The organism is Mesorhizobium sp. WSM4807, assembly GCF_055811615.1.
The window spans coordinates 1-23,607 of sequence record NZ_JBVVQY010000034.1; the positions used below are offsets into that span (position 1 = coordinate 1).

Sequence of the window (23,607 nt, forward strand, 5' to 3'; positions counted from 1 at the left end):
TGCCATGGCCGCCCCTCGCCTCAGAGTAAGGGCTGTTCTCTCTCCAGAGCTTTTTGCAGAACCTTCAGGACACTATCCCTGACGGAACCGGCGACCTGACTGCATACCAAGGCGTTCGGATCAGATCGTGGCGGTTACTGGAGCTTCCTCGGGTCGCCCGCCGACAGCCGCGCGGCATCGCGATGAAGCAGCATGACCTGTTCGGCGTCCGATATTCGGTCGTAAATCGGCTCCAGCGCACCGTCCTCATCGAGTGCGAGAGCACCCGACAGATCGGGTGAAAGCACCGTCAGCTTCTGCTTGATGCCCGCCAGTTCCTCGTTGCCGAGCGTCAGCCAGCCGTTGGCGCCGCAATAGCCTGCGAAGTCTTTGCTGGCGAGAACGCTGTGCGGATATTTCTTGGTCAGGGTCTGGAGGCGCTGGACCTCGTTTACAGCCGAGCCGAAGACAGAGAATGTTAGCCGGTCGGTAAGTCCGACATTGCCGAACATCACATTGCCGACATGCAGGCCGATGCCAAATTTTATGTCGCCCAATCCCTGCTCCTTTCTGCGCAGGTTGAGATCCATCATGCGCGCGGTGGCCTTGTGCGTTGCCGCAAGAGCAGCCTGGCAGGCGGTCTCGGACTGCGCACGGTGCCTTTCGCAAGGGTAGACGGCAATGAAGCCATCCCCTATGAAACTCATGATCTGCCCGCCTCTGCGATTGAAAGGTGCAGCAATGGCATCGAAAAACTGGTTCAGCGTATCGATGTAGATTTCGCGGCCGGAAGTTTCGGCAAGCCTTGTCGACCCGCGCATATCGGCCATGACCAGTGCGGCCCGGATTGTGTCGCCCTCGCCGCGCTTGATCTGGCCGTCCAGCACGCGCCTGCCGGCGTCGCCGCCGAGATAAGTGATCATCATGTTGTCGGCGAGCTTGGTGAGCACCGCCATCTTGGTTGCAATAGCGAGATGGTTCTGGATGCGCAGCAGCGCCGAAATCATGCTGTCGCTGAAGCCTGAAGCACTGTCGGTGGACCAGGACCCGATCATGCCCTGACTGGTATTGCCGCTGAAGGGATGGACGAAAGCCATGTAATCGGTCACGCCCATAAGCCTGAGGTCATCGAAAACAGGAAATTCCGACGGCACCGACGGGTCGAGCCGGCGCCGCAGATGGTCGAGCTTGTTGCTGAGCAGATGGTAGTATGGGCTGGTCAGGAATCTGTCAGAATGAACGCCGTCCTTTTTGCGGAAGCCTTCCACTTCCATGCCCTGGCCGCGAAGCCAGGTGAAGCCAAGCGCGTCATAAAGCGGATGAAGCATCGAAAAGCTCAAATGCACCCGCTTCAGCGGCAGGCCGGCAGCAGCCAGCCGTTCACAAAAGCCCTTTACCAATGTTTCCAGGTCGTTGCCCGCCAGCGCCGATTGGGTCAGCCAATCGGCAACCTTATCCATGAGAATGGTGGAAATTTCTGCTTGCGCTGTGCTCATGCTATCTTGAGACCCGTCAAAGACGAGCCATTCTCCTTTTGATCCGCCACAACACGTCCGCTAACGACCCAAAGACAAGACCCTCGAAGTCAATGAAGCCGGCTTGGGCGGCAAAAGCCGGCGAAGGGACATTATGTGGCGAGGCTGCCGGCGGAGTGCAATCACGATCCTGACATCAGGCAAAAAATTCGCCGGCTCAGACGCCGTCAGGCCTTCACCACCGTCTCTCGGGCCAGCCCGAGGCGGCCAAAAACATTGCGTGTGTCGACGATCAGAAGAGCGTGATCAGCGATCGCCTGATAGTCGATCGCGTCGTGGTCGGTTGCAACGACGACAGCATCGAAATCCTTCAAGACCGCCTCGGTCAATTCGACCGAGCGCCGCCCCTTGCTCGCCATATGCTCCCTTGTGGTCGGTATCTCGGTAACATGCGGATCGTGGAATTCCGCCTTGCCGCCCCATTCCTCGATGAGTTCAATGAGCCGCAATGAAGGGCTTTCGCGGATGTCGGGCACATTCTTCTTATAGGCGAGTCCGATGATGAGAATGCGCGAGCGGCTGAGCGCCTTGCCGCAGCGCCGGTCCAGCGCCTTCGCCAGTTCATCGACCACATGACGCGGCATGGCCGTGTTGATCTCTGCCGCCAGCTCGATGAAGCGGGTCGGCAGTTCGTATTCGCGCGCCTTCCACGTCAGGTAGAAGGGATCGATCGGAACGCAGTGCCCGCCAAGTCCGGGGCCAGGATAGAAAGGCATGTAGCCGAAGGGCTTGCTCTTTGCCGCCTCGATCACCTCCCAGATGTCGATGCCCATCGCACCGAGCACGACCTTCAACTCGTTGACCAGGGCTATGTTGACCGAGCGGAAGATGTTTTCCGTCAGCTTGACCGCCTCCGCGGTCGCCGTGGTGGAAACCGGAACGACGGTCTTGACCACGCCCTGGTAGAAAGCCTGCACGAGTGTCGCCGCTTCAATGCCGTCGCCTGCCACGACCTTGGGGATCGTCGCGACTTCAAAGCTGCGGTTGCCGGGATCCTCGCGTTCGGGCGAGAAGCCGAGGAAGAAGTCTATCTTCGACTGCAAGCCGGTTTCTTCCAGTATGGGCTTGATCACGTCGTCGGTGGTGCCGGGATAACTGGTCGATTCCAGCACGATCAGCTGGCCGAGACGCAGATGCTTCGCGATGGTGCCTGCCGTGTTCCTGACAAAGGAGAGGTCCGGCTCACGGTTTTTCGTCAGCGGTGTCGGAACGCAAATGATGATGACATCGCAGACGGCCAGTTCGGCAAAATCCGCAGTGGCGCGGAACCGTCCGCTCGCCACCTGGCCGGCAAGGCTGTCGACATCACCGCCTCAATATAGGATTGGCCGTTGTTCAGGCTCTCGACCTTCTGGGCTTCGATGTCGAAGCCGGAAACCGGGAAGCCGGCGCGTGCGATCGCAACCGCCAGCGGCAACCCGACATAGCCCAGCCCGATCACGCCGACTTGCGCGGCGCGCGTCGAAATCAGGTTCAGAAGACGGTCATATGCCGATCGTGAGGCGTCCAAAAATCTGCTTTCCGTCAATTCGGACAGGCCGTCCGCTCCCATGGCGAAGCTCACCTGGTTCCCCAAGAACCACGAGGCATATTGCGGAAAATCGATTTCCGCAAGTCGTCGTCAGACCGGCACCTTCGCCTTCAGGCTTGCGGCAGCCATCGCATAGCCGCCGGCGGCGCCATCGATGAAATGAACGTGGTCGCGCTGCAGCGGCGAGGCGACGAGGCATGTCATCAAGGCCGACTTCTGGCGGTGCAGGCCATAGTTGCAGATGCCCGCCTCTTCCGCCTGTTTCAGCCGGTTCTCGATCCGTTGCAACACATCCGCGTCAACGTCGATAGTCATCTTCAAGCCGTCGTCGAACTTCCGGAAATCCGAATTGCTGGCCACGTCGCGTTTGTAGATCTTCGGATCGAAACTGCCGATCGTCCAGCCATATCTGTCGGTGACAGCCGTAAGCGTCAGCAGGAACAATATCCACAGCTTCGACAGCCACCGCCAACCTGCCGGTGCCATGGCCCGCGCCTCGATATCGATGCCGGCGGGCGAAAAACTGTAGGCTGGCCCGTTCACCGGCAACGGGTGGCCTTCGCGTTCCTGCCCGCCGGCAAGGGCGATGATGTCGGAAACCAGAAACTGAAAGCCGCGCAAGTCGCGCGACGCCCCCGGTATGGCTATGATCGAGACGATTTCGCCATGCCGGGCTTCGATCGGGTTCCAGCGGCAGGAGAGGCCGGTCAGATCCGGCCGCGCGCCGGCCGGCGCAGGATCGATGCGATAGCGCCCCGCTTTCATCTCGGCTTCCGCCCAACTGCCGCCACCGCCGGCGAACATGGCATAGAAGACCGCTTCGGAGGCCCGGAACCTCGCCACGCGAACGTCGAGGCCTTGCGCTCTTATATCCTTTATCGGCACGATTGCGGCACGCAAGGTCAGGTCCAGTTCGTCCGCCACCCATCTCTGGACAGCCGCCAGCGCGTTGCGGGTGATCTCCAGCGCCGAGCCGGGAAACGCCACGAGCGCGCCGTCGCCGCCGAAGACAAAGGGAAGATCTTTCCGACCCAGCGCATTGAGCAGCGCCGAAATGACGCTGGCGCCGGCCATATTGACGGTTTTGTAGCGCCCAGCCCCGATCGCCTTGGTCGAGCCGACGATGTCGGCGGTGGCCAGCGCCCAGCCATCCGGGAGAGGCCGATAGTTATCGATATCGGCAACGCTTTCGAATTTTGCGAAAACCGGCAAAGAAGCGACAAACGGGTCGGACGCGGCAGCTGTTTCCATAAGCATCAGATAGCACATTCCACTGCTTGAAGGTGACGTCGATCATGCTTCGAAATTGACTCGCGCAGGCTTTCCGATGATAGGGTCCGGCGATGCGAATTGCCTTCTACGCGCCGCTGAAGTCGCCCAATCATCCCGTTGCCTCCGGCGACCGCCAGATGGCACGGATGCTGGTCAAGGCGCTGGAGCATGGAGGGCATAGCGTCGAACTAGCATCCGAATTGCGATTCTATCTACGCGAACCGGAGTCGAAAAGTTTCGATGCGCTCAAGATTGAGGCCCGAGAGGAAGCCGCGCGGCTGGCAAAGCTTTGGGATCGTGACGGCAAGCCCGATCTCTGGTTCTCCTATCATCCCTATTACAAGGCGCCCGACCTGATCGGACCCGAGCTGGCGTCGGCCTTTGCTATCCCCTATGTGACAGCGGAAGCCTCCTATTCGAGGCGGCGCAACGCCGGTTTGTGGGCCGATACGCAAGCGTTGGTGGCGCGAGCCGTCGAACAGGCAGCGCTGAACATCTGCTTCACGCAAAGGGATCGTCAGGGACTGACGGACGCGATTCCCGACGCCGCTCTCGGTATGCTTTCGCCCTTCATCGACACATCGGTATTCCGGGAAATGCCGGCACGGGGTTGTCCGACGCGCCTCGTTACCGTCGCCATGATGCGCCCGGGCGACAAAGTCGAAAGCTATCGCATGCTGGCGCAGGCGCTCGGTCCGATCGGCCACCTGACCTGGACCATGTCGGTCGTCGGGGATGGGCCTGCACGTGACGAGGTCAAAGCGCAATTCGCCGGCTTGCCCGCCGACCGTATCGAATGGCTTGGCGCGATTGAGCCAGCCGCCGTGCCGGATGTCCTCTACAGTGGGGGAATTTACGTCTGGCCGGGTTACGGCGAGGCCTATGGCGTTGCCTATCTTGAAGCACAGGCCGCCGGCCTTCCGGTGGTGGCACAGGACATCGCCGGCGTGCCGGAGGTCGTGCGGGATGGCCAGTCCGGGTTTCTCACCCCGCCGGGCGATGTGGCGGCGTTCGCTTCTGCCATTGAAAGGCTTCTCGCCCGTAACGACGAAAGAACCATCATGGCCGCGGAAGCCAGACGTTTCATCCTCGAAGAACGTTCCCTCGGTCCTGCAGTGGCGCGTCTGGCCGAACTTCTTGCGAGGATCCCGGGTTCATGACATCCGATCAGATCTGGCGGCCCTTGGTGGAAGAACTGGCGTGCCGGCAACGGGCGGACCGTAAGGCAGAGTTTTGGCTGCGCGACGACGACGCCGTGGATCCGACGCCTGCGCTTGATCGGCTGCTCGACCTCACCGGTGAATTCGCGGTTCCGGTCACTCTGGCCGTCATTCCGGCCCTGACTGATGAGAAGCTTGTCGTCCGGCTTGGCGAGGCGCCGCATGCCACGGTCGCCATCCATGGCTGGGCGCACCGAAATCATGCGCCCGAGCACCAGAAAAAGCAGGAGCTCGGCGCGCATCGGCCGCGCGAGGCGGTGCTCGATGATCTGGCTCGCGGGCTGACGCATGTAACCGACCTGCACGGCGCACGTGCCGTTCCGATGCTGGTGCCACCCTGGAACAGGATCGACGCCGGCTTGGTATCCGACCTTGGATCGATAGGATTTTCGGCATTGTCGGTCTATGGGCCGCCGGTGCCGGCTTCACTTGCGGTCATCAACAGCAATGTCGACATCATGGATTGGCATGGCACGCGCGGCTGCCGCGACCATGGCCTATTGGTTCAGGCTATCATCGCGCAATTGCAGCATGCAATCGACGGCGGCGAACCGGTCGGCCTGCTCACCCACCATCTCGTACATGATGAATCGGCCTGGCTCTTCCTCGAACGGCTGTTCACAGTCACCGCTCAGACTGAAGCCTGCGCATGGCTTCCGATCAGGACATTGATCGGGCGCAGCGCCGTAGAGGAAAATAGCTCAGCGCTTTTTGCGCAATGAGACTGGAAATTTGAGCGTCTGGCCATCCCGCGCGGCAAAAGCGCCGGCAAACCTGTCTTTGGCCAGTTTCTCGATCTCGTCCAGTTCCGCGTCGGTCCGTGTCGGATCGTGGTGAAACAGCGCAAGCCCCCGCGCACCGGCCGCCTCACAGAGCTTGACGCCCTGTTGCCATGTCGAGTGCCCGTAACCGCGGCGGCGTTCCATTTCCTCCTCGGTGTAGGTGCAATCGTAAATGACGAGGTCGGCATCTTCGATCAGGCCGAGCACCGCCTGATCGAGTTTGTCCGGTTCGTGCTCAGTGTCTGTGATCACCGCCACGACGCGGCCGCCCCATTCGACTCGGTAGCCTATGCAGCCGCCCGGATGGATAAGACTGCCGGTTCGGACCACCACCCCTTCGCGCGGCCGAAGCACGTCTCCGGATACGAAATCGCGATAGTCGAGGCTTGCCTTGCAGATCCCCAGTTTCACCGGAAACCACGGCGGCCGCATGAACTCATCGACCATCTGCCGGGTCGTCATGTGTCCTGCAAGATGCCCTGACCAAAGCGTAACCTTGACGCTCCGGTCATAGATCGGCGCAAAAGACGGCAGCCCGATGATGTGATCGTAATGGCAATGGGTGAAAAGCAGATCGAAATCGGTCACGGCCAACGCCTGAAGCGCCCCGCCGGCAGGCCGTAGGCCAGAGCCTGCGTCGAACAGAAGCGTATGCCTACCGCATCGCATCTCAATGCAGATTGTGTTGCCGCCATAGCGAGAGAATTCCGGCCCTGATACCGAAATGCTGCCGCGCACACCCCAAAACCTGACCAGGAAAACGTCGTCGTCCATGCTACCCCTTCGCCCATCCTAGCCAAACAACCGCTGCTAGGCGAGACAGGCTTTCTCCGGGTGACCTTCTCAGCAAGAGGACAGTCCCATCACGACGGCGAGGATCGAGCGCACGTCATACGTTATTTGGCGCTTCGTGCGTCGATCAGATCCGCGGTCGTATGGCTTAGGCGATCGGCAAGAACCCGCAATATCTCGATGGTCATTTCCGGGAACTCCCTCATAAGCCTCAGGAAATGATCCTTGCGGATTCTCAAGGCTTCCAGCGGACTTGCCGCTCTTACGGTGGCAGTGCGGGAGCTGTTGCACAATATGGCGATCTCGCCAACAATCGAATTTGGCTCCAGTTCGGCAACTTTTATCGGTCCGCTGTCGGAATCGACCAGAATATCCGCCCTGCCTGAAAGGATGACATAGGCGGCGTCTCCCTCGTCGCCCTGCCGGAAAAGGATCTGACCGGCGCTGTAGCTCACACGATCGGATGTGAACGCAAGCAGCTTGAGCTTTGTCGGCTCGATGGCAGAGAACAAGGGAACGCGTTGCAGCATTGCAACTTCATCCTTGAGCAGCATTGTCGCAAACCTTCCCAAAATTCGCGTTTGCCAGACTAGAGCAACGGACGCCCAGATGAAATGAATTCTGTTTCCGGGGTGGCGAGACGCCCTTCGCCGAATCCCTTGACCTTGCAGTAAATTCCCACCGGCAGAATGATCCCATCTGAATGTCCGTTGCCTATGACAACAGTTCCTTGAAGATACCGTTCCCTGCCAAAAGTGTCTCGGGTGTTCCGTCTTCCACCAATTTACCCGAGTCGAAGACGATAACGCGATCGAACATCATCCCCATCGCCGGATTCGTCACGACCCACACAATTGCCGGCGAATGGTCGTCGCGCCTGGCTTCCTCGAGCACGTTTCGCAGCACCTTATCCTGCATGCGCTGGTCGAGCGCCGACAGCGGCCGGTTGAGAATGAGAAAATCAGGACGCTTGAGCAGGGCCCGGGCAACATCGAGCTTCTGTCGCTGTCCACCGGTCAGCCGCCTGCCGCCGGAGCCGACGTTGAAGTCCAGGCCGACATCCAGAAGTTCGGCATAAAGCCCCAGTTCGTCAAGAATGTCATAGACTATGGAGCGTATGCGGTCCGGCGCGTCGGGATGGTTGTTGCCCACACGCCCGAACAGGACATTATCCATGACGGTGGCCGCGGCAATGTATTTGGCAGGATCATACCGTTCGATCGCATTTTGCAGCTCGGGCGGCAGGTTTTCATAGAAGCGGTTGCGTGCAGCGACGATCTTGCTCATCAGTTCGTCGCTCAGCAGGCCGAAGCGGTGCCGGGGCTCGATATAGGCAAAGCTCAAGGTGACGATCATGGCGCGGTCGTTCTCCGAAACCGCCTCGTGGGGACGGTTCTTGAGCCGTTGCAGCAAGGTTTCGTAGCTGGGTATCTCCTCGGCGCTCATGAAGGCGAGCTGCTGGAAGAACGGGTGATCGGGCGGCAGGTCGGCAAACAGCTCGATCGCCTGTTCGGCGATCTCCATGCCCATTTCGTAGAGCGTGCGGTCGAGGCCGGCTTGCCTCAGCACAGAAGCAAAATAGGGATTGGCCGCTAGAGCCCTGTCGGCCAGTTCGGGGCCGGCGGCAGCGCCGAAGAGCAGGTTTTGGCCGATCGTTGCTTCCTTGTTGTAGGCTCCCGGTTCGAAAGGAACCACCAGTTCGCTCAGCCCTTCGTGTTCCAGCCGGGTTCGCAGCGCCGCACGCAGTTCGACGATCCGCCTGGCAAGCTCCGTGTGACGCGTGAGGTCGGCCGAAGAGCGCAAGCCAAGATCCAGAATGTCGCGCGATAGAACAACCGCGTCGAGCACCCGGCGCACGGCTTCAAAGAGGTCGTGCGGGCCGGTAGCGCCAGCGGAAGCATAGTTGATCCAGTCGCTGTGGATATCAAAATCCGGATTGCCCGACCGGCGCGCCTCGTTGATGTTCCAGCGGTGCTGGTCTGCTGCAGCACCGTCATAAGGCACCGATGTCAGCGGCGCATGCTTCAACCCATAGAGCAGGTTATCGCGGAGACTTGCCTGGAACAGGAAAACGTCCGACGAGGCATAGGACATGCGCCGGCCGGTCACTGCTTCGGGGAGTTCAAGCAGGTCGTCGGCGCCCGAAGCGATCCTTCCGCTGTCCGGCCAGTTCAGCCGCGCGAAGGCTTCTGCAAGCGCCTCGGCTCCACCTGTTGCGGTACTGACCAGCGCCACCGTCTCACCCGGCTTGATCTGGAGGGAGGTACGGTCGAGGAGCATTGCACCGCCATCGTCTGCTATGGACAGACTGATCGCCGACAGGGGGTTGGTCATCGGATCGGGATCGTCGATCGTCAACGCCTCGATTCTCGGCGCAATGAGACCCTCGGCGGTGAACTGTTCAACAACCTGCTGATATTTGACCTGGATATCCTGCCGCGCCTGATCCCAGTCGATCAGTTCTTTCATCGGTCCGGGCAGATCCTTGTAGGCGCCGATCACGGCCACGAGCTGACCGACGTCCAGCCGCCCCTGGATGACCAGATACCCGCCGATCATGTAAAACAGAAAGGGCGTGACCTGCGCGAGAAAATTGTTGAGGAACTTCACCATGAATTTCCATTGGTAAAGATCGAAGCGGATCTTAAAGATGAGCCCGAGCCGGGCAGCTATGTCGGCGCGCTCGTAGTTTGATGTGTCGTGGACGTGAACCGCGCCGATGCCGTCGACGATTTCGCCAACCCGGCCCGAAAGCGCGCGCGCCGTCAACTGCCGTTCGCGCCCGAGCACGATCAGCCGCCGCCGCATTCGCGGGATGAGCGCGATCTGGATCACCACGATCACGGCCGCTATCATTCCGAGCCAGAAGTTCTGGACCACGATGAACAGCATGGCCGTCAGCGCCTGGCCGCCGAGCAGCACCGGCTGCACGAAGGCATCGCCGATGAAGCCGCCCAGCGGCTCCACCTCGTCCTTCACCATGGTCGCCACTTCGGCGGATTTCACCCGCTTGAAGTAAAACGGCGGAAACCGCAGCACACGATCGATCAGATCGAAGCGGATACGCCGCAGCATGCGTTCGCCGAGGCGGCCCTTGTAGGTGTTGATGTAGAGTTTGAACAGGCCGTTGATGACGACTAGCAAGAGGAACACAAGGCTCAGGGCAAACAGCGTCGCCTTGCGGTCGAGCTGAAAACCGGAGAAGAACTGGACCTCTCCGATGAACGGCAGGTCATAGTGTAGCCTCATGAATGGCTGGGTCGCGCCCGGTTGCCCGAAGCCGCTACCTTGGATCGGGCCGTTGACGATCAGCTTCGGCAGGTCGAAGGACATGAAATACGGGATCATCGAAAGCACGACGATCATCAATATCCAGAGCTGCTGCTTCTTGGTGTGCGTCCAGATATAGCGGGCTATGCTGGGTTCCATATGGACCCCTCAGTTGGAAGGATGCAGGATGTAAAAGCACCTGCTGGCGAATGGCGTATCGTCAATTTCTTCATCGCCAACAACAAGCTCGAAGCTGCAGCGCACGGAGATTGTCCTGCGCTCAACGATGGAAGGAACCTGCGAGGCGGCGCGATCCAGTTCCGGCGCATGGTCGATGAGAACGTCACAGGCATTGTTGATCAGCGAAGAAAGCAGCTGGCCAAACGGTTCGCGGCTTCCGTAGTGTTTTGGCGAATAGCCGAGCAGCACGAGGCCGCAGCTGCGCCGCTGGTGCTGGCGGATGGACGCCGATGGTCCGGACAGATGCAACAGGTTCTCTCCGGCACCGGGCAATGGCGAAGCCGCTTGCAGCATAATCACGTCCGCGAATTAAACAGCCTTGCGGGAGGCAAGATTGCGTTGTGTCGCCCGAAATCCCAACATACAAGACCAATATGATGGATGTCACGCAACCACGCAATGCCGGCATGGAATGGCACGAGCAAGCCTTGGACCTCACGCGGGGAATTGCTGCCTATGTCAACTGCCCGGTGGTGGCAGGGCTGGCCCGCGTCATCACCAAGCATCCGAAGGCCGATATCGCCAACGCCTTCAACCACAAGCAGGTCGCCTGCAAGATGTGGGCGCTCGACAGGCTGTTCGAAAGCTGCGGTGGCCGGTTCGGGCGCATATGGGTTCTGGGTGGATGGTACGGCGTATTGCCGGCGATGCTTTTCAACGACGCCCGCTTCGACATCGCGGCGGTCGATAGCATCGACATCGATCCCGAAGTCGCGCCGGTCGCCCGGACCCTCAACCGGGAAGCCGGCGACCGGTTCCGGGCGCTGACGGCAGATATGTACGCACTCGACTATGCGGCCGGGCGGCCCGACCTGATGGTCAATACGAGCTGCGAACACATAGCCGATCTGCGCGCCTGGCTTGCTCTGCTTCCGCGGGGCACGACTGTACTGCTGCAATCGAACGATTATTTCAGCGAGCCGACGCACATCAACTGCGTGGCTTCACTTGCAGCCTTCGAAGCAATGGCGGCGCTACGGGAGGTGCGGTTCTCCGGCGAACTGCCGACAAAAAATTATACGCGCTTCATGCTGATTGGAACTGTTTAATGCATTTCGCCCAAAAGTGCGTAGCGCGTCGCACGAATCTCGCCAGACGCGACGCGCGTTAGGATCCATCGTCTGTTTGATCATGAACTTTTCCGAAACTGGGCCTCACTTTTAGGGACCATGTTCGATACCGCTCGCGCAGGATTTGCGCCGAGCGACGCGCGCCTTCCAGATCGAGACGATGCGCGGCTGGCGTCGGTCCCACAAGCGCCTGTTCGATCGCTTGCGCCAAACCTTTAGGCGTTAGGTCCCTTTCCATCAGCACCGTTGCAAGACCGAGGTCTTCGAGCCTCAGGCTGCGAACCGTCTGTTCGGTTTCCCCGCCGGCCGCAAATGGAACGAGCAGGGAGCGACAACCCGCGCGCAGGACATCGCAGACCGTGTTGTAACCCGCCTGCGAGACTGACAGGCGGGCGCCGGTCAGCAGGCCGGCGAAATCCTCGCGGAACCGGAAGATGGACAGGACCGGCGAGGCATCGCGTGCGATCGCGTCAAACTCGTCTTTCGGCAGGTTTGGGCCGGTGATCAAACACCATTTCCAAGCGTCGTTGGCATTCCGCGCCGCTGCGATGGTGGAGCTGACAAGGCTCTTTCCGGCAGCCCCGCCGCCAACCGACACCAGAACGTCGAAGCGCTCGGAGGCCGCGGGCGATGGCGGCGCGGCAACGAGCCCTGTGTAGGTGACCTCGGCCTTGATCGCCCCAGCCAGTGGAAATGTCTTGTCGATGGTTGCGAAAGCCGGATCGCCGTGGACCATAACAAGGTCGAAATGCCTGTTGATCAGATCGACCGTTTCCTCGTTCCGGCCCGGCTTGACGCGCTCCTGAAGGATATCACGGACGGACGTCGCCAGCAGCGGTCTGGGCGACATCGCGTCGATGGCCTCGATCAGCGGCAGGAGTTCGAAACGCATCTGCCGGCGTCCAAATGGAAACGCCTCGACAATGACGATATCAGGCCTGAAATCCCGGAATGCCTGCAGCAGCATCTCTGAACGCCATTTCTTGAAATCATCGTCGATGGGTTTGCCCTGCAGGTCGACAAGTCCGGAAAATCCTTCATCACCGGAGGTGACAGGTGGCAGGGTTACAGATTTTGCACCCAGTCCCGGAAACCCCGCGATCGGCGCTCCGCCGGTCACGACGGTTACGTCAAACCCGTCATCGACCAGAGCCGCCGCAATGCGGCTAGCGCGCGCGAGATGGCCGATACCGAGCAGGTGCTGGACATAGAAGAAAGCGCGCAGCCGCTTCATTCGGCGGCCTGCCACTCCCGCTCGAACAGTTCCTTGAGCTGTCCAATGCTTGCCATATGATCGAAATTGCCACGCACGCGCCGCTCTGCGGCGTCGCCGAGGCGGGCGCGCAACACGGGATCACGGATCAGGCGCTCCAGCGCCTGTGCCAGGGCAATTGGGTCTTCCGTCGGAACCAGCAGCCCGGTTTCATCCGGCGATAAAAGCTCCGGCACGCCGGAAATATCGGTCGATACGCAGGCAAGCCGCTGGCTAGCCGCCTCCACCAGAACATTCGGCAGACCGTCCCGGTCGCCATTTGCGGCGATCCTGCAGGCCAGGGCGAAGATGTCGGCACAGCGGTAGTGCTCAAGCACCTCCTCCTGCGCAAGCGCACCTTTCCAAGAGACGCGACCATCCAGGCCGAGCTTTTGCGCCAGCGCCTTGAACCGTTCCAGTTCCTCGCCGCCGCCGATATGCTCGAAACGCCACGCCAAATCACCAGGCAAGAGGGCAAGGGCCTCCAGCAAGGTATCGTAACCTTTCTTTTCAACGGCGCGCCCGACACTCAGAACGATAACCGGTTCGGCCGGCGCCGAGCCGTCATGCTGTTTTCGCGCCTCGCCGAAACCGCCGAAGCGATCAAGGTCTAGCCCATGATAGCTCAGATGCACAGACGAGTTGCCGTTAGCGAGTTTTTTCAGACGGTCGAAGCCGGCTTTCGTGCAAGTGACCGTCCAGCGCGCCGAGGAAAGCTTGCCAGCCAGATCCCAGTCCGCCGAAGTCCAGATGTCCTTGGCATGGGCCGAGCAGCTCCAGGGCAGGCCACGAAGCTGGCTGGTATAGCGCGTCACCGATGCCGGTGTGTGCGCGAAATGTGCATGCAGCCAGCTCGCGCCTTCCGGCCATTCGGCCGCCAGCACGAGCGCTTGCCCGAAGCGGCGCGCGCGATTGCGCGTAAAGTCGCGGCGGATATCGGCAGCCAGCGATCCGAGCGCGCGCCAGAAGCCCGGCCGCAGCAGATAAGCAAACAGCGAGCGAACCACGCGCAGCGGCTCTTCATGCAGATATTCCGGCAGATAATGGACGGGCGCTTTGATCTCGTCATGCACGGGGTGGCGTTTTGCGTCGGTCGGCCGCCTGAGCGCGACGAGTATCAGGTCGAACCCCGCACGCTCCAGACCGAGCAGTTCCTGCGCGATGAAGGTTTCCGACAGCCGCGGATAGCCCTTCAGAACCACGACGATCTTGCGATGTTGCAACTCAGTTCATGCCTTCAATGACCGAAAGGTGATGGCCGCCCCGCCGGTCGAGCAGTTCCGCTACGATTTCGGAAATGTGAGGCAGCCCTTCCAGCGTCAGATGCGGATGGCTCTGTGATGGGCCCGGCCGGTCCGGCAGCACCTCCAGTGCATTGGCAAACCGCTGGGAATCCTCGGCTTCTTCCGGCAAAAGCATCTCGATGAGGCCGAGTTCGGCTGCGCGCCGTGCTCGGATCAGTTGTTCCTCGCGGGGCTTGACGCGCGGCACGATCAGCGCCGGCTTGTCGAAAGACAGTATCTCGCAATAGGTGTTGTAACCGCCCATCGCCACGACTGCCTTGGCGCCGGCAATCAGCTCTTCCATGCGGTTGTCGAACTCGATGATCTTGATATAGGGGATCTTGGACCCCTTCTTGAGCAGCTTGTTGCGCTTGCGCGCCGGCATGTAAGGCCCAAGCACGATCAGCGCCCTATGCTGCAATTGGGGATCCTGCTGATAGGCATCGATGACGCTGTGGATCAGTTCGGCGCCGTCACCGCCGCCACCGGTGGTAACGAGGATATAGTCGCCCTCGGGCCGGTGGCCGGGCAACTCGTTCTTCTGCAGGCTCCGTTGCAGGAAACCGACGAACTTCATCTTTGCTCTGATAGCCGGCGGCACATCCAAGCCGGTCAACGGATCGTAGAAATCCGGCGGACCATAGGCCCAGATCTTGTCGTAGAACAGGCCTATCTTGCGCATCACATCCCTGCGTGCCCACTCTGCTTCGAGCAAATGCGGCGCGTCCATCACCTCGCGCAGGCCGAGCACGAGCGTGGTGCCCCGCGTCTTGAGGTAGGACAGCGTGTCCTCGATCTCACCGCGCAGGCCGAGCGGTTCCTTGTCGACGATGAAGATATCCGGCCGGAAGGTCTCGGCTGTGTGGCGGATGATCGACTGGCGCATTCTTAGCGTCTCATGTAGATCGATATCCTTTTCCAGCGAGGTGTATTCGCCGTTGCGCAACTTGATGACGCTGGGGATCTTCACGAAGTCGACACGGGCGCGGTAGTCGAAGGCGCCAGCGATAGTCGCACCCGAAATGATAAGCACCTGAAGTCCGCGGAAATCCTCAACCAGCGAATGCGCGATCGTCCGGCAGCGCTGCAAGTGGCCGAGCCCGAACGTGTCGTGGCTGTACATGAGAATTCGAGCATTTTGTGCGTGCTGGGTCATTGTTGAAAGTCTTTTAGAATTCTCGGCTTGAGGACCGTTGGTGACCCGCACGAAACCATCCTCGCGAATCTACCGACCTGTTTTGAAACATGAGGGCGCAATTTTCAATTCGTATTACCCAAGAGGGTGCATATGCTGAAACTAGGAAGCTGCGTCTACTTAGCGGCCTGCTTGCCACGTGGTCCAGAAGAACCTGCATCATTTCACTGGTATTGACCATCTCGGATTCTCGGCGGCCTTGACCGCCACCGCGGACATCCTAAACATTGGGCCCGGCGGCCGCGTTTTGAGCATCTTCCCATACGGAATGTCATCGAGTAGCGTGCAGGGGCGGCATGTGACGGCGCTCTCTTTGGCGAATGCACTGCCGCACCTTCAGCAGTTGCCGTCGGCAGATGGGGGCTGCTGTCACAACCCGGTGCTTGCCGTGACAGATTGTTCCCGTCCCGGTTCGTTTCAGCACCGAAGCGAGGGGGAAGAAAATGCACAACCGATTTCGGCAGTGCCTGCGCAGATTGTCGCTGGCGGCATTGACGATGCTGGCGGCCCCGGTCCACGCGGCTGATCTCGTCATTGCAATGCCGAACTGGCCGTCGGGCCAGGCGACGGCAAACATTCTCAAGGTCAGCCTGAAGCAACATTTCGGGCTCGATGCCGATGTGCGCGAGATGGGGACGCTTATCGCCTTTGCCGGCCTCAATTCGGGCGAGGTGGATATTCATCCCGAAATCTGGCTACCCAACCTCGACAATCTGGTGAAGAAATATGTCGACGGTGCCGGCACGGTAGCCATCAGTCCCATCGGTGTGCCGGCATGGCAAGGCATATGCGCTACCCGCGAAACTGCCGACAAGTTTGGGATTCGTGACATTTCGGACCTCACCGACCCGCGCAAAACCGCCGCTTTGGACACTGATCGGGACGGACGTGGAGAACTCTGGATTGGCGCTGAGGGTTGGTCCTCCACAGCGATCGAGCGTGTCCGCGCCAACAGCTATGGCTATGCCAAAACAATGACTTTGCTGGAGACGCCGGAGGATGTCGGAATGGCGGCTGTCGATGCCGCTGTCGCTACGGCTCATCCGATGGTGTTTGCCTGCTACGCGCCGCATCACGTTTTTAAATTGCATGAAATTGTCCGGCTTACCGAGCCACCTTTTGACCCGGCAAAGTGGAAGATCGTGCTGCCTTCCGAGGACCCGCTCTGGGTCTCGAAGTCCAGCGCGCCGGTGTCATGGGACACCGCACATTTCCATATCGCTTACGCCACCTCGCTGCGCAAGAAACATCCGAAGGTGGTCGAGTTCCTGGAACGGATCGACCTCAAGCCCGAGGACGTCACGAAGATGAGTTATGCGCTCCAGGTAGAGCGTCAGGATCCTTACGAGTACGCCAAACAATGGGTTGCCGCGCAGGACGCTCGGGTGCACGGGTGGGCAAATCCATGACCAGAAAGCTGATGATCGCAGGACGCGCCGCTCTCCAGCGGAAATCCCTTACGGCAATTGTCGCGGCAGCGCTCGGTCTTGTCGCGGTTGCGGCGCTGGCTGCGGGAACACAGGTTTTCGATCCGAAAACCCGCAAATGGGTGGACTACGACCGTACCAAGGCGCGCAAATACTATGCCGCGCATAATGAAGTGCCAGAGGCGTTTCGTCCGCAGATGGTCAAGTTCCGCACCGCGGAAGTGCCCGGTACGATCATCATCGATGGCAACCAGCATTTTCTCTACCTTGTGCAGCCGGGTCAGCGCGCCATGCGCTACGGTATCGGGGTGGGCCGGGAAGGGTTTGGATGGGCCGGAATCGTGCGCGTCGGCCGCATGGCGGAGTGGCCGACCTGGACACCGCCGGCCGAAATGATCGCTCGTGATCCGAATGCGGTCAAACATGCGGGCGGCATGCCGGGAGGGCCTGACAATCCGCTCGGCGCCAGGGCGCTCTATCTGTATGAGCGCGACCAGGACACGATCTACCGGATACACGGCACGCCGGAGCCGTGGACGATCGGGCTCGACGTGTCATCAGGGTGTATCCGGATGAGGAACGACGACATCACCGATCTCGCATCCCGCGTCAAGGTTGGGGCCAAGGTCATCGTTCTCATGCAGGGGGCGGCACTTTACAAGGGTGTGTGAAGCCGGGGTGTGTGAAGCGGCATTCGGAGAGGGACAAGCAATGTTGGCAAAACGTGCAGTGAGAACGTCGATCCTGGCAACAGCAATTGGATGCTTGGTGGGGGCCCTGAGCGCTTGCGTCAGCACGCCGCCGCCGCCTCCTCAGGATCAGATGTCCAGGACCCAGGTCGAGACGGCCCCGGCGGACCTTCAGCTTCTTTGCGCCGACGCGGTCGCCAAGTCGAGCGGCGCCGACAGCACAAAGATACTTCCGGTTTCATCGAGCAAGATCGATTCCAAAACCTATCAGGTCGAACTCGATGCCAGCGGCAAAAAGACGAGTTGCCTGGTGGATACGGACGGCAATGTCAAATCCGTTCAGCCCACCTGATCCGCTCTGGTCAAGGAATTTTGCGAGGATCTGACGATTACCGCGAACCTGGCGCGGGTTTCGAGTCACGCCTGCCGGATTCGGTGAACGGACGCTCAGCGGCATCATCGTGATTGGCACGTCCGGGCATTAGCTGTACCATTCCTACGCCGGTCGTCGACGTGGCGTGTTCCGGCGAGGGAGAAACGTCCATGTTACGATCAATTTCGCTTGCGGTTTTCCTGGCGGTCATTCCTGCGACAGCCTTTGCAAATAAATGCCCGACCATCATGGCCGCGATCGACGCAGCGTTACCGACCGCGACCCTCTCCGAGGCCGACATGACCAAAGTCAAAGAACTGCGCGCCCAAGGCGAGAAATTGCACGCCGCCGGTGATCATGCAGGGTCGGAGGCTGCCCTCAACCAAGCCAAGACGATGCTCGGCATATAGTTGCAACGAACGCGGCTTTCTTGGTCGATTTTCTTGGCCGATTGCCGGGCTTTTTGTTCGGTTGTCGGCCGGCGAGGATCGCGGTCCTGACCGCCTGAAGCAGGCCCGGGCTGGGTTGGATCTCACCCCAGCCCAATCCGCTTGGCGCCTTGCCGGAACAGGGCTGCGGCATCAGGCTCGAACCGGAAGGTGCCGATGAAATCATCGGCGCAGTAGTTCGGCAGAGTCTTGCGGATGGCGGCCGCGAAAGTGCGGGCCTCGTCAAGCCGCCCCGCCAGCGCAAGGCAGTGCGCGGCGATCGCCAGGATGATGGCATGGGCGTTGGGGCGGGCGGCTGCCTTCAGCGCCCATTCGGCGGCCTCGTTGAACTGGCCGAGCCGGACATGCGCCATCGCCCTGGCGCCGAGCATGCCGAACAGCAGCGGATCGAACGGGCTCAGATGCCGCGAGTGATCGGATGAACCGATTGCGGCGTTCGGATCACCCGACTGGGAATGCACGAAAGAGAGCGCGTAGTGGCCGAGTGCGAAATTCGGGCTGAGGTCCACGGCCCGCTCCAGCTCGATGAGGGAGCCGTCCTGCTCGCCACGCAGCCACAGCGCCCTGCCCATGGCCCAGTGGGCGGCCGGATTGTGATCGTCGACAAGAAGACTTTGGCCGGCCGCCTCGAAGGCGAGCGCGCTTTCCTGGTCGCGGTCTCCCCAGCGCTGAAAGGCGTTCTGCCAATGGGTGAAGGACAGGCCGGCATAGGCGCGGGCGAAGGTCGGATCGAGCTTCAAGGCCATGTCGAAGAAATGCCGAGCCTGTTCGTTTTCCGTGCGGGTGAAGCGATACATGTGCCAGAGACCACGATGGTAGGCCTCCCAGGCGTTAAGCGAGTTGGGGGCTTTCAGCATGGCGCGGTTGCGCTCAACCATCTCGATCTCGGCTGAGATCGACGAGACGATGCTGTTGCCGATATCGTCAAGGACGGCAAAGATATCGTCGGGCTTGCGTTCGAACGTCTCGGCCCAGACGATCCTGGCCGTGCGGACCTCTACAAGTTCCACGCTGACCACGACCCGGCCTGCCTGGCTGCGCACCGTCCCGGTGGCGACATAGTCGACGTTGAGCCGCCGGCCGGCATCTTCCGGCGCGATGTTTTTCTCCGCCAGCGCAAAGACCGAGCCGCGCGCGATGACGAAGAAATCCCTGAGCTTGGCCAGGCGGGTGATGATGTCGTGGGTAAGGCCGTCGGCCAATCCACCGCGAGAGGGGCCACCGCGAGAGAGGCCGCCGCGAGGGTCGACAGCCGCCTCCTCGACAAACGGCATTATCGCGAGCGAGGTCTTGCACGATGCAGCAACACCGGAATCGGGCAGCACAATTTCCGCTTGCGGGACCACGGGCACGAGTGCTGGCCGGGCCCGGAGCGTCGCGGCAGGTCGTTCGCTGCGGATCGTCTGCCATGCCTCACGAACGGATCCAAAATCCAGATCCTCCGAGGCAAACAGCTGCGCCGCGGAAGCGAGATGTTCCTCGCACGCGGCGATCTGGCCGCGCTGCGCCAGCCTTGTCAGAAGAGCCAGATGCGCACGCTCGTCGAACGGAGCGAGTTCCACCCATTTCTCCAGATGCGCGGACATTTCGTCGGCATCCGCCGGGAGCTTGCTGACGAGATGTTCCAGGATGGCGGCATGCCAGGCGCTGAAGCGGCGGCGCTGAGCGATCAGCCAGCTGTTGAAATGCGGGCTGCGGTCGATCTCCAGCCCGTCGAGGAAATCGCCAACGAACATTCCGGACAGGGCCTGCAGCCGCTGCAGATCGAGCGTCTCGATGCCCTTGGCGGTGGCCGAGGCGATGCCAACGGCGTCAACGCAAACGCCTTCTAGATCAAGGGCGATCGTGTCGCCTGATGTTTCGATCCTATGGCGATCCGGTTCGTCGAGAATGCCCCTGAGCTTGCTAAGGCACCAGCGAAGCTCGCTCCGCGGGTCATTCGGCACATCCCACAGCAGCTCGCACAGGCGGCCGCGGCCGACGGCATGCGGCGCGAGCGCCAGATAGGCGAAGAGCGCGCGCACCTTGCGCGATGCCGGCAGCTGCACTGTGGCGCCGTCGCGGATGATCGTCAGCGGTCCGAGCAGCCGCACGGACAGCCCGGCCGTTGCGCCGTTCAGGCTCGATCGAGCGGATTCCACGTGCATTTCCACGCTTGCTCCCACGCTGGCCAGTTGTCCTCTGTTCTACCATCGAAAGCGATAGAGTGCATCCGGCAACGAATTTCCGCGCCGGCTGCTGGCATCGCCCTTTTCCGGGCCACATGCCGGCAAAGCAACCGTACTGCGGCAAGGTCTCGAAACCTCGCCGCCCAAGCCGCCGGTTTGTAACCGGCTCGTGACAACAACAACTCGTGACAACAACAAAAAGAGGAGAGCAGACATGTTGCAGCGACAGAAAATCAGAACCACGGCCGGGCGCGGCCGCCTGTTCGACAGCATTATCGACACGGTCGGCGATACGCCGGTGATCAGGGTCAACAATCTCGGCCCCGATCATGTGACGATCTATGTGAAGGCCGAGTTCTTCAATCCAGCGGCGTCGGTGAAAGACCGGCTGGCGCTCAACATCATCGAGGAGGGAGAGCGCAGCGGCGCCTTGAAGCCGGGCCAGACCGTCGTCGAGGCGACCAGCGGCAACACTGGCATCGGCCTGGCAATGGTCTGTGCCCAGAAAGGCTATCCGCTGGTGGTGACGATGGCCGACAGTTTCTCCATCGAGCGCCGCAAGCTGATGCGCATGCTGGGCGCCAAGGTGGTGCTGACGCCGCGCGCCCAGAAGGGTTTTGGCATGTACAACAAGGCGGTGGAACTCGCCGAGGCCAATGGCTGGTTCCTGGCCCGCCAGTTCGAGACCAAGGCCAATGCCGCCATTCACGAGGCGACGACGGCGCGCGAGATCATCAACGACTTCGCCGGATCGCGGCTCGACTGCTTCGTCACCGGCTATGGAACCGGCGGCACCGTCGTCGGTGTTGGGCGCGTGCTGCGCCGGGAGCGTCCGGAGATCCGGATCGTGCTGGCCGAGCCGGCCAATGCCCAACTCATCGGCAGCGGCAAGGCGCAGGAGCGCGGCGCCGACGGCGCACCCGCCGCCAGCCATCCGGCCTTCGAGCCGCACCCGATCCAGGGCTGGACGCCGGATTTCATTCCGGACGTGCTGCAGGAGGCGGTCGACGCCAGCCTCTATGACGAGGTGGTGCCGATTGCCGGGCCGGAGGGCATCAAATGGGCCAAGGCGCTGGCGCAAAAGGAAGGGATTTTCACCGGCATTTCCGGCGGAGCCAGTTTTGCGGTGGCGCGCCAGATCGCCGAAAGAGCCACACCCGGCTCGGTGATCCTGTGCATGCTTCCCGACACCGGCGAACGCTACATGACGACGCCGCTGTTCGACGGCATCGAAGCCGAGATGGACGCCGAGGAGATCGCGCTGTCGCGCTCGACGCCAGGCTGCCAGTTCCCGGCCGAGTAGCGGGAGAGGGAGAAACCACCATGGACGCGACGTCAAGATCCTCCGGCATGGCTTTCGAAGAAACGCTCGACATGCGCCGCCTGCAGCAGGGGGAGTGCGTCGTGCCAATCGCCACCGTGTCCAGCCGCATGCTCGCCGTCACCGAGGAAATGCGCACGGTCATGGATTTTGCGCGAAACGTCCTGGAGGGCGACGGCCTGGGGCCCGATGCCTGCGATTTCATGTTCGGCAATCCGCAGGAAACGCCGTTGCGTGGATTTGTCGATGCATTGATCCGCCACGTCGAGCCACAGGATGTTCACTGGTTCGGTTATAAAAAGTACGATGCGCTGGCGCGCGAAACGGTGGCCCGTTCGCTCAGCCAGGCGCGAAGCCGGAACTACAAGCCAGACGACATTGCGATCACCGCGGGAGGGTTCGGCGCGATAGCGGCTGCGCTGCTCGCCGTGCTCGAGGTGGGAGAGGAGGTCATCTATCCGCGTCCCGGCTGGTTCGCCTATGGTGCCCAGATTCGCGGCGCGGCAGGGACACCCGTCGCCGTCGACCTAGCACCGGGAACCTATGACCTCGATCTCGAAAGGATTGAGGCAGCGATCACCCCGCGCACCCGCGTGGTGGTGGTCAACACGCCGCACAACCCGACCGGCCGCATCTTTCCCCGCGCTCAACTCGACGCGCTCGCCGACAAGCTCGCGGCCGCGTCCGAAAGATTTGGCAAGGTGATTTATCTCCTTGCCGACGAGCCCTATGCGCGACTGGTGTTTGACGGCCATGCGCATATCAGTCCGGCCGAGAGCTACCCGCACACGCTGATCGCCTATTCCTTCGGCAAGACCTTGCTCGCGCCCGGCGAGCGCCTGGGCTGGCTCGCACTCGGGGCGGACATGCCCGAGGCCGATCGCATACTGTTGCGCGAGGCTGTCGACATAGCGCAGGTTTCGCACGGTTGGGCTTTCGCCGGCCGTACCCTGCAGCGGGCACTGCCTGATCTCGAGAAGCTCAGCATAGATGTCGCAGCCCTCGCGCGGCGCCGCGATCGCATGGTCGAAGGCTTGAGGGCAGCGGGATACGACCTGCCGGTGCCTGAAGGTACCTTCTATCTCATTCCACGCTCCCCAATACCGGACGACATGGCCTTCGCGGCACGCCTCGCAACTGACGGTGTCTGGGTGCTGCCCGGCAGCGTCGCCCAATTGCCTGGACGTCTGCGGATCAGTTTGACTGCAAACGACGGCATGGTGGAGCGCTCTTTGCCCGTCTTTGCGCGAGCGATCCGGGAAGTCGCAGCCTAACTCCTGGCGAGCAGGAGCTCACACAAGGGCTTCTGGTCCATCGCTTGAGCGATGGCTGGCGGCCGTTGCAATCGACTGCTGAATGCCAAATTGCGTGTGGCGATCAACAATCACCGCACCCGGCGCGAGGATCCGGACCTGCTGGTGCGGGAATCGGTGCGCCTCGGACAGGAGATTTCAAAATCGGGCGCCGCTCGCTGATCCGTGTGGCGCGATGATCGTCAATGCTCCGAGATTGGGGGGAAAGCGGCTTCATTCCAGCTTGGGTTCCTCGCCCCCACGAGAGTGGGGGAGAGGTGGCTCGGCGAAGCCGAGACGGAGAGGGGGAACCGCGCTCTACGAAAGCCCCCTCTCCGGGCGCGGGGGGGCCCCCCCCCCCCCCCCGCGCCGGGGGGGGGGGCCCCCGGGGGGGGGGGGGGGGGGGGGGGGCCCCCCCACCCCCCCCCCCCCCCCAACCAGTGGCAAAAATGGGGCAGCGACAGGGG

The 23,607-nt window shown here is 61.3% G+C and carries 19 protein-coding genes and 1 pseudogene; 9 read left to right on the top strand and 11 right to left on the bottom strand.

The features are described from left to right. Window positions 1-134: 134 nt before the first annotated feature. From AC0L3N_RS29070 to AC0L3N_RS29080, 3 genes and pseudogenes are all read right to left on the bottom strand, one after another. The gene (locus AC0L3N_RS29070; protein WP_473550968.1) at window positions 135-1,475 is read right to left on the bottom strand and encodes an adenylate/guanylate cyclase domain-containing protein; all 1,341 of its coding nucleotides are present in this window, start codon (window positions 1,473-1,475) and stop codon (window positions 135-137) included. Between the two features lie 206 nt (window positions 1,476-1,681). After that, a pseudogene (locus AC0L3N_RS29075) lies at window positions 1,682-3,066 on the bottom strand (nucleotide sugar dehydrogenase). A gap of 69 nt (window positions 3,067-3,135) precedes the next feature. Next, a complete protein-coding gene (locus AC0L3N_RS29080) occupies window positions 3,136-4,296 on the bottom strand; it encodes a DUF3095 domain-containing protein (RefSeq protein WP_473551012.1) in 1,161 nt (386 codons plus the stop codon). A gap of 92 nt (window positions 4,297-4,388) precedes the next feature. Here AC0L3N_RS29080 and AC0L3N_RS29085 point away from each other — a divergent pair, with 92 nt between their 5' ends. Both AC0L3N_RS29085 and AC0L3N_RS29090 read left to right on the top strand, forming a co-directional pair. Further along, window positions 4,389-5,477, top strand: coding sequence for a glycosyltransferase family 4 protein (locus AC0L3N_RS29085; RefSeq protein ID WP_473550970.1), 1,089 nt, complete (start codon window positions 4,389-4,391; stop codon window positions 5,475-5,477). Further along, window positions 5,474-6,259 (top strand): polysaccharide deacetylase family protein, encoded by a 786-nt coding sequence (locus AC0L3N_RS29090; RefSeq protein WP_473550972.1) that lies wholly within the window; start codon window positions 5,474-5,476, stop codon window positions 6,257-6,259. Before AC0L3N_RS29085 ends, AC0L3N_RS29090 begins: the two co-directional genes overlap by 4 nt. Here AC0L3N_RS29090 and AC0L3N_RS29095 read toward each other — a convergent pair. From AC0L3N_RS29095 to AC0L3N_RS29110, 4 genes are all read right to left on the bottom strand, one after another. After that, the gene (locus AC0L3N_RS29095; RefSeq protein ID WP_473550973.1) at window positions 6,239-7,093 is read right to left on the bottom strand and encodes an MBL fold metallo-hydrolase; all 855 of its coding nucleotides are present in this window, start codon (window positions 7,091-7,093) and stop codon (window positions 6,239-6,241) included. The genes AC0L3N_RS29090 and AC0L3N_RS29095 overlap by 21 nt on opposite strands. Before the next feature lie 122 nt (window positions 7,094-7,215). Further along, a complete protein-coding gene (locus AC0L3N_RS29100; RefSeq protein WP_123148675.1) occupies window positions 7,216-7,665 on the bottom strand; it encodes a cyclic nucleotide-binding domain-containing protein in 450 nt (149 codons plus the stop codon). A gap of 160 nt (window positions 7,666-7,825) precedes the next feature. Beyond that, window positions 7,826-10,540, bottom strand: a complete 2,715-nt coding sequence (locus AC0L3N_RS29105; protein WP_473550975.1) for an ABC transporter transmembrane domain-containing protein — start codon at window positions 10,538-10,540, stop codon at window positions 7,826-7,828. 9 nt (window positions 10,541-10,549) lie between these two features. Then, on the bottom strand, window positions 10,550-10,915 hold the full coding sequence (locus tag AC0L3N_RS29110; RefSeq protein WP_473550977.1) for a hypothetical protein: 366 nt from the start codon (window positions 10,913-10,915) through the stop codon (window positions 10,550-10,552). A gap of 83 nt (window positions 10,916-10,998) precedes the next feature. On the opposite strand from AC0L3N_RS29110, the gene AC0L3N_RS29115 reads away from it, so the two are divergent. Beyond that, the gene (locus AC0L3N_RS29115; RefSeq protein ID WP_123148922.1) at window positions 10,999-11,670 is read left to right on the top strand and encodes a class I SAM-dependent methyltransferase; all 672 of its coding nucleotides are present in this window, start codon (window positions 10,999-11,001) and stop codon (window positions 11,668-11,670) included. 58 nt (window positions 11,671-11,728) lie between these two features. Here the strand turns inward: AC0L3N_RS29115 and AC0L3N_RS29120 are convergent, their stop codons facing one another. The 3 genes from AC0L3N_RS29120 to AC0L3N_RS29130 are packed head-to-tail and all read right to left on the bottom strand — an operon-like array spanning window position 11,729 to window position 15,382. Then, on the bottom strand, window positions 11,729-12,925 hold the full coding sequence (locus tag AC0L3N_RS29120; protein ID WP_473550978.1) for a glycosyltransferase family protein: 1,197 nt from the start codon (window positions 12,923-12,925) through the stop codon (window positions 11,729-11,731). After that, entirely contained in the window at window positions 12,922-14,166 is a 1,245-nt protein-coding gene (locus AC0L3N_RS29125; protein ID WP_473550979.1) for a glycosyltransferase, read from the bottom strand. The genes AC0L3N_RS29120 and AC0L3N_RS29125 overlap by 4 nt, the downstream gene beginning before the upstream one ends. A gap of 1 nt (window position 14,167) precedes the next feature. Continuing rightward, window positions 14,168-15,382 carry a glycosyltransferase family protein gene (locus AC0L3N_RS29130; protein WP_123148680.1) on the bottom strand — a complete coding sequence of 405 codons (1,215 nt, stop codon included), beginning with the start codon at window positions 15,380-15,382 and terminating at the stop codon, window positions 14,168-14,170. Window positions 15,383-15,864: 482 nt separating this feature from the next. On the opposite strand from AC0L3N_RS29130, the gene AC0L3N_RS29135 reads away from it, so the two are divergent. From AC0L3N_RS29135 to AC0L3N_RS29150, 4 genes are all read left to right on the top strand, one after another. After that, entirely contained in the window at window positions 15,865-16,830 is a 966-nt protein-coding gene (locus tag AC0L3N_RS29135; RefSeq protein WP_473550981.1) for an ABC transporter substrate-binding protein, read from the top strand. Between the two features lie 11 nt (window positions 16,831-16,841). After that, entirely contained in the window at window positions 16,842-17,519 is a 678-nt protein-coding gene (locus AC0L3N_RS29140; protein WP_473551014.1) for a L,D-transpeptidase, read from the top strand. A gap of 40 nt (window positions 17,520-17,559) precedes the next feature. After that, complete coding sequence (locus AC0L3N_RS29145) at window positions 17,560-17,889, top strand: hypothetical protein (RefSeq protein ID WP_473550982.1); 330 nt, start codon at window positions 17,560-17,562, stop codon at window positions 17,887-17,889. 191 nt (window positions 17,890-18,080) lie between these two features. Beyond that, entirely contained in the window at window positions 18,081-18,320 is a 240-nt protein-coding gene (locus tag AC0L3N_RS29150) for a hypothetical protein (RefSeq protein WP_473485776.1), read from the top strand. Window positions 18,321-18,442: 122 nt separating this feature from the next. Here the strand turns inward: AC0L3N_RS29150 and AC0L3N_RS29155 are convergent, their stop codons facing one another. Next, entirely contained in the window at window positions 18,443-20,506 is a 2,064-nt protein-coding gene (locus AC0L3N_RS29155; protein WP_473551015.1) for a BTAD domain-containing putative transcriptional regulator, read from the bottom strand. A 235-nt stretch (window positions 20,507-20,741) separates the two neighbouring features. Between AC0L3N_RS29155 and AC0L3N_RS29160 the strand changes: the two genes are divergently transcribed. Together AC0L3N_RS29160 and AC0L3N_RS29165 are read left to right on the top strand one after the other, a co-directional pair. Next, window positions 20,742-21,830 carry a PLP-dependent cysteine synthase family protein gene (locus AC0L3N_RS29160; RefSeq protein WP_473550984.1) on the top strand — a complete coding sequence of 363 codons (1,089 nt, stop codon included), beginning with the start codon at window positions 20,742-20,744 and terminating at the stop codon, window positions 21,828-21,830. A gap of 20 nt (window positions 21,831-21,850) precedes the next feature. After that, window positions 21,851-23,122, top strand: a complete 1,272-nt coding sequence (locus AC0L3N_RS29165; RefSeq protein WP_123148687.1) for an aminotransferase class I/II-fold pyridoxal phosphate-dependent enzyme — start codon at window positions 21,851-21,853, stop codon at window positions 23,120-23,122. Window positions 23,123-23,607: the final 485 nt, after the last annotated feature.

Bases quoted from the DNA above. Each gene is read 5' to 3' on its own strand.
- AC0L3N_RS29070 (WP_473550968.1), bottom strand. From the start codon at position 1,475: ATGAGCACAGCGCAAGCAGAAATTTCCACCATTCTCATGGATAAGGTT.
- AC0L3N_RS29080 (WP_473551012.1), bottom strand. From the start codon at position 4,296: ATGGAAACAGCTGCCGCGTCCGACCCGTTTGTCGCTTCTTTGCCGGTT.
- AC0L3N_RS29085 (WP_473550970.1), top strand. From the start codon at position 4,389: ATGCGAATTGCCTTCTACGCGCCGCTGAAGTCGCCCAATCATCCCGTT.
- AC0L3N_RS29090 (WP_473550972.1), top strand. From the start codon at position 5,474: ATGACATCCGATCAGATCTGGCGGCCCTTGGTGGAAGAACTGGCGTGC.
- AC0L3N_RS29095 (WP_473550973.1), bottom strand. From the start codon at position 7,093: ATGGACGACGACGTTTTCCTGGTCAGGTTTTGGGGTGTGCGCGGCAGC.
- AC0L3N_RS29100 (WP_123148675.1), bottom strand. From the start codon at position 7,665: ATGCTGCTCAAGGATGAAGTTGCAATGCTGCAACGCGTTCCCTTGTTC.
- AC0L3N_RS29105 (WP_473550975.1), bottom strand. From the start codon at position 10,540: ATGGAACCCAGCATAGCCCGCTATATCTGGACGCACACCAAGAAGCAG.
- AC0L3N_RS29110 (WP_473550977.1), bottom strand. From the start codon at position 10,915: ATGCTGCAAGCGGCTTCGCCATTGCCCGGTGCCGGAGAGAACCTGTTG.
- AC0L3N_RS29115 (WP_123148922.1), top strand. From the start codon at position 10,999: ATGGATGTCACGCAACCACGCAATGCCGGCATGGAATGGCACGAGCAA.
- AC0L3N_RS29120 (WP_473550978.1), bottom strand. From the start codon at position 12,925: ATGAAGCGGCTGCGCGCTTTCTTCTATGTCCAGCACCTGCTCGGTATC.
- AC0L3N_RS29130 (WP_123148680.1), bottom strand. From the start codon at position 15,382: ATGACCCAGCACGCACAAAATGCTCGAATTCTCATGTACAGCCACGAC.
- AC0L3N_RS29135 (WP_473550981.1), top strand. From the start codon at position 15,865: ATGCACAACCGATTTCGGCAGTGCCTGCGCAGATTGTCGCTGGCGGCA.
- AC0L3N_RS29140 (WP_473551014.1), top strand. From the start codon at position 16,842: ATGATCGCAGGACGCGCCGCTCTCCAGCGGAAATCCCTTACGGCAATT.
- AC0L3N_RS29145 (WP_473550982.1), top strand. From the start codon at position 17,560: ATGTTGGCAAAACGTGCAGTGAGAACGTCGATCCTGGCAACAGCAATT.
- AC0L3N_RS29150 (WP_473485776.1), top strand. From the start codon at position 18,081: ATGTTACGATCAATTTCGCTTGCGGTTTTCCTGGCGGTCATTCCTGCG.
- AC0L3N_RS29155 (WP_473551015.1), bottom strand. From the start codon at position 20,506: ATGCACGTGGAATCCGCTCGATCGAGCCTGAACGGCGCAACGGCCGGG.
- AC0L3N_RS29160 (WP_473550984.1), top strand. From the start codon at position 20,742: ATGTTGCAGCGACAGAAAATCAGAACCACGGCCGGGCGCGGCCGCCTG.
- AC0L3N_RS29165 (WP_123148687.1), top strand. From the start codon at position 21,851: ATGGACGCGACGTCAAGATCCTCCGGCATGGCTTTCGAAGAAACGCTC.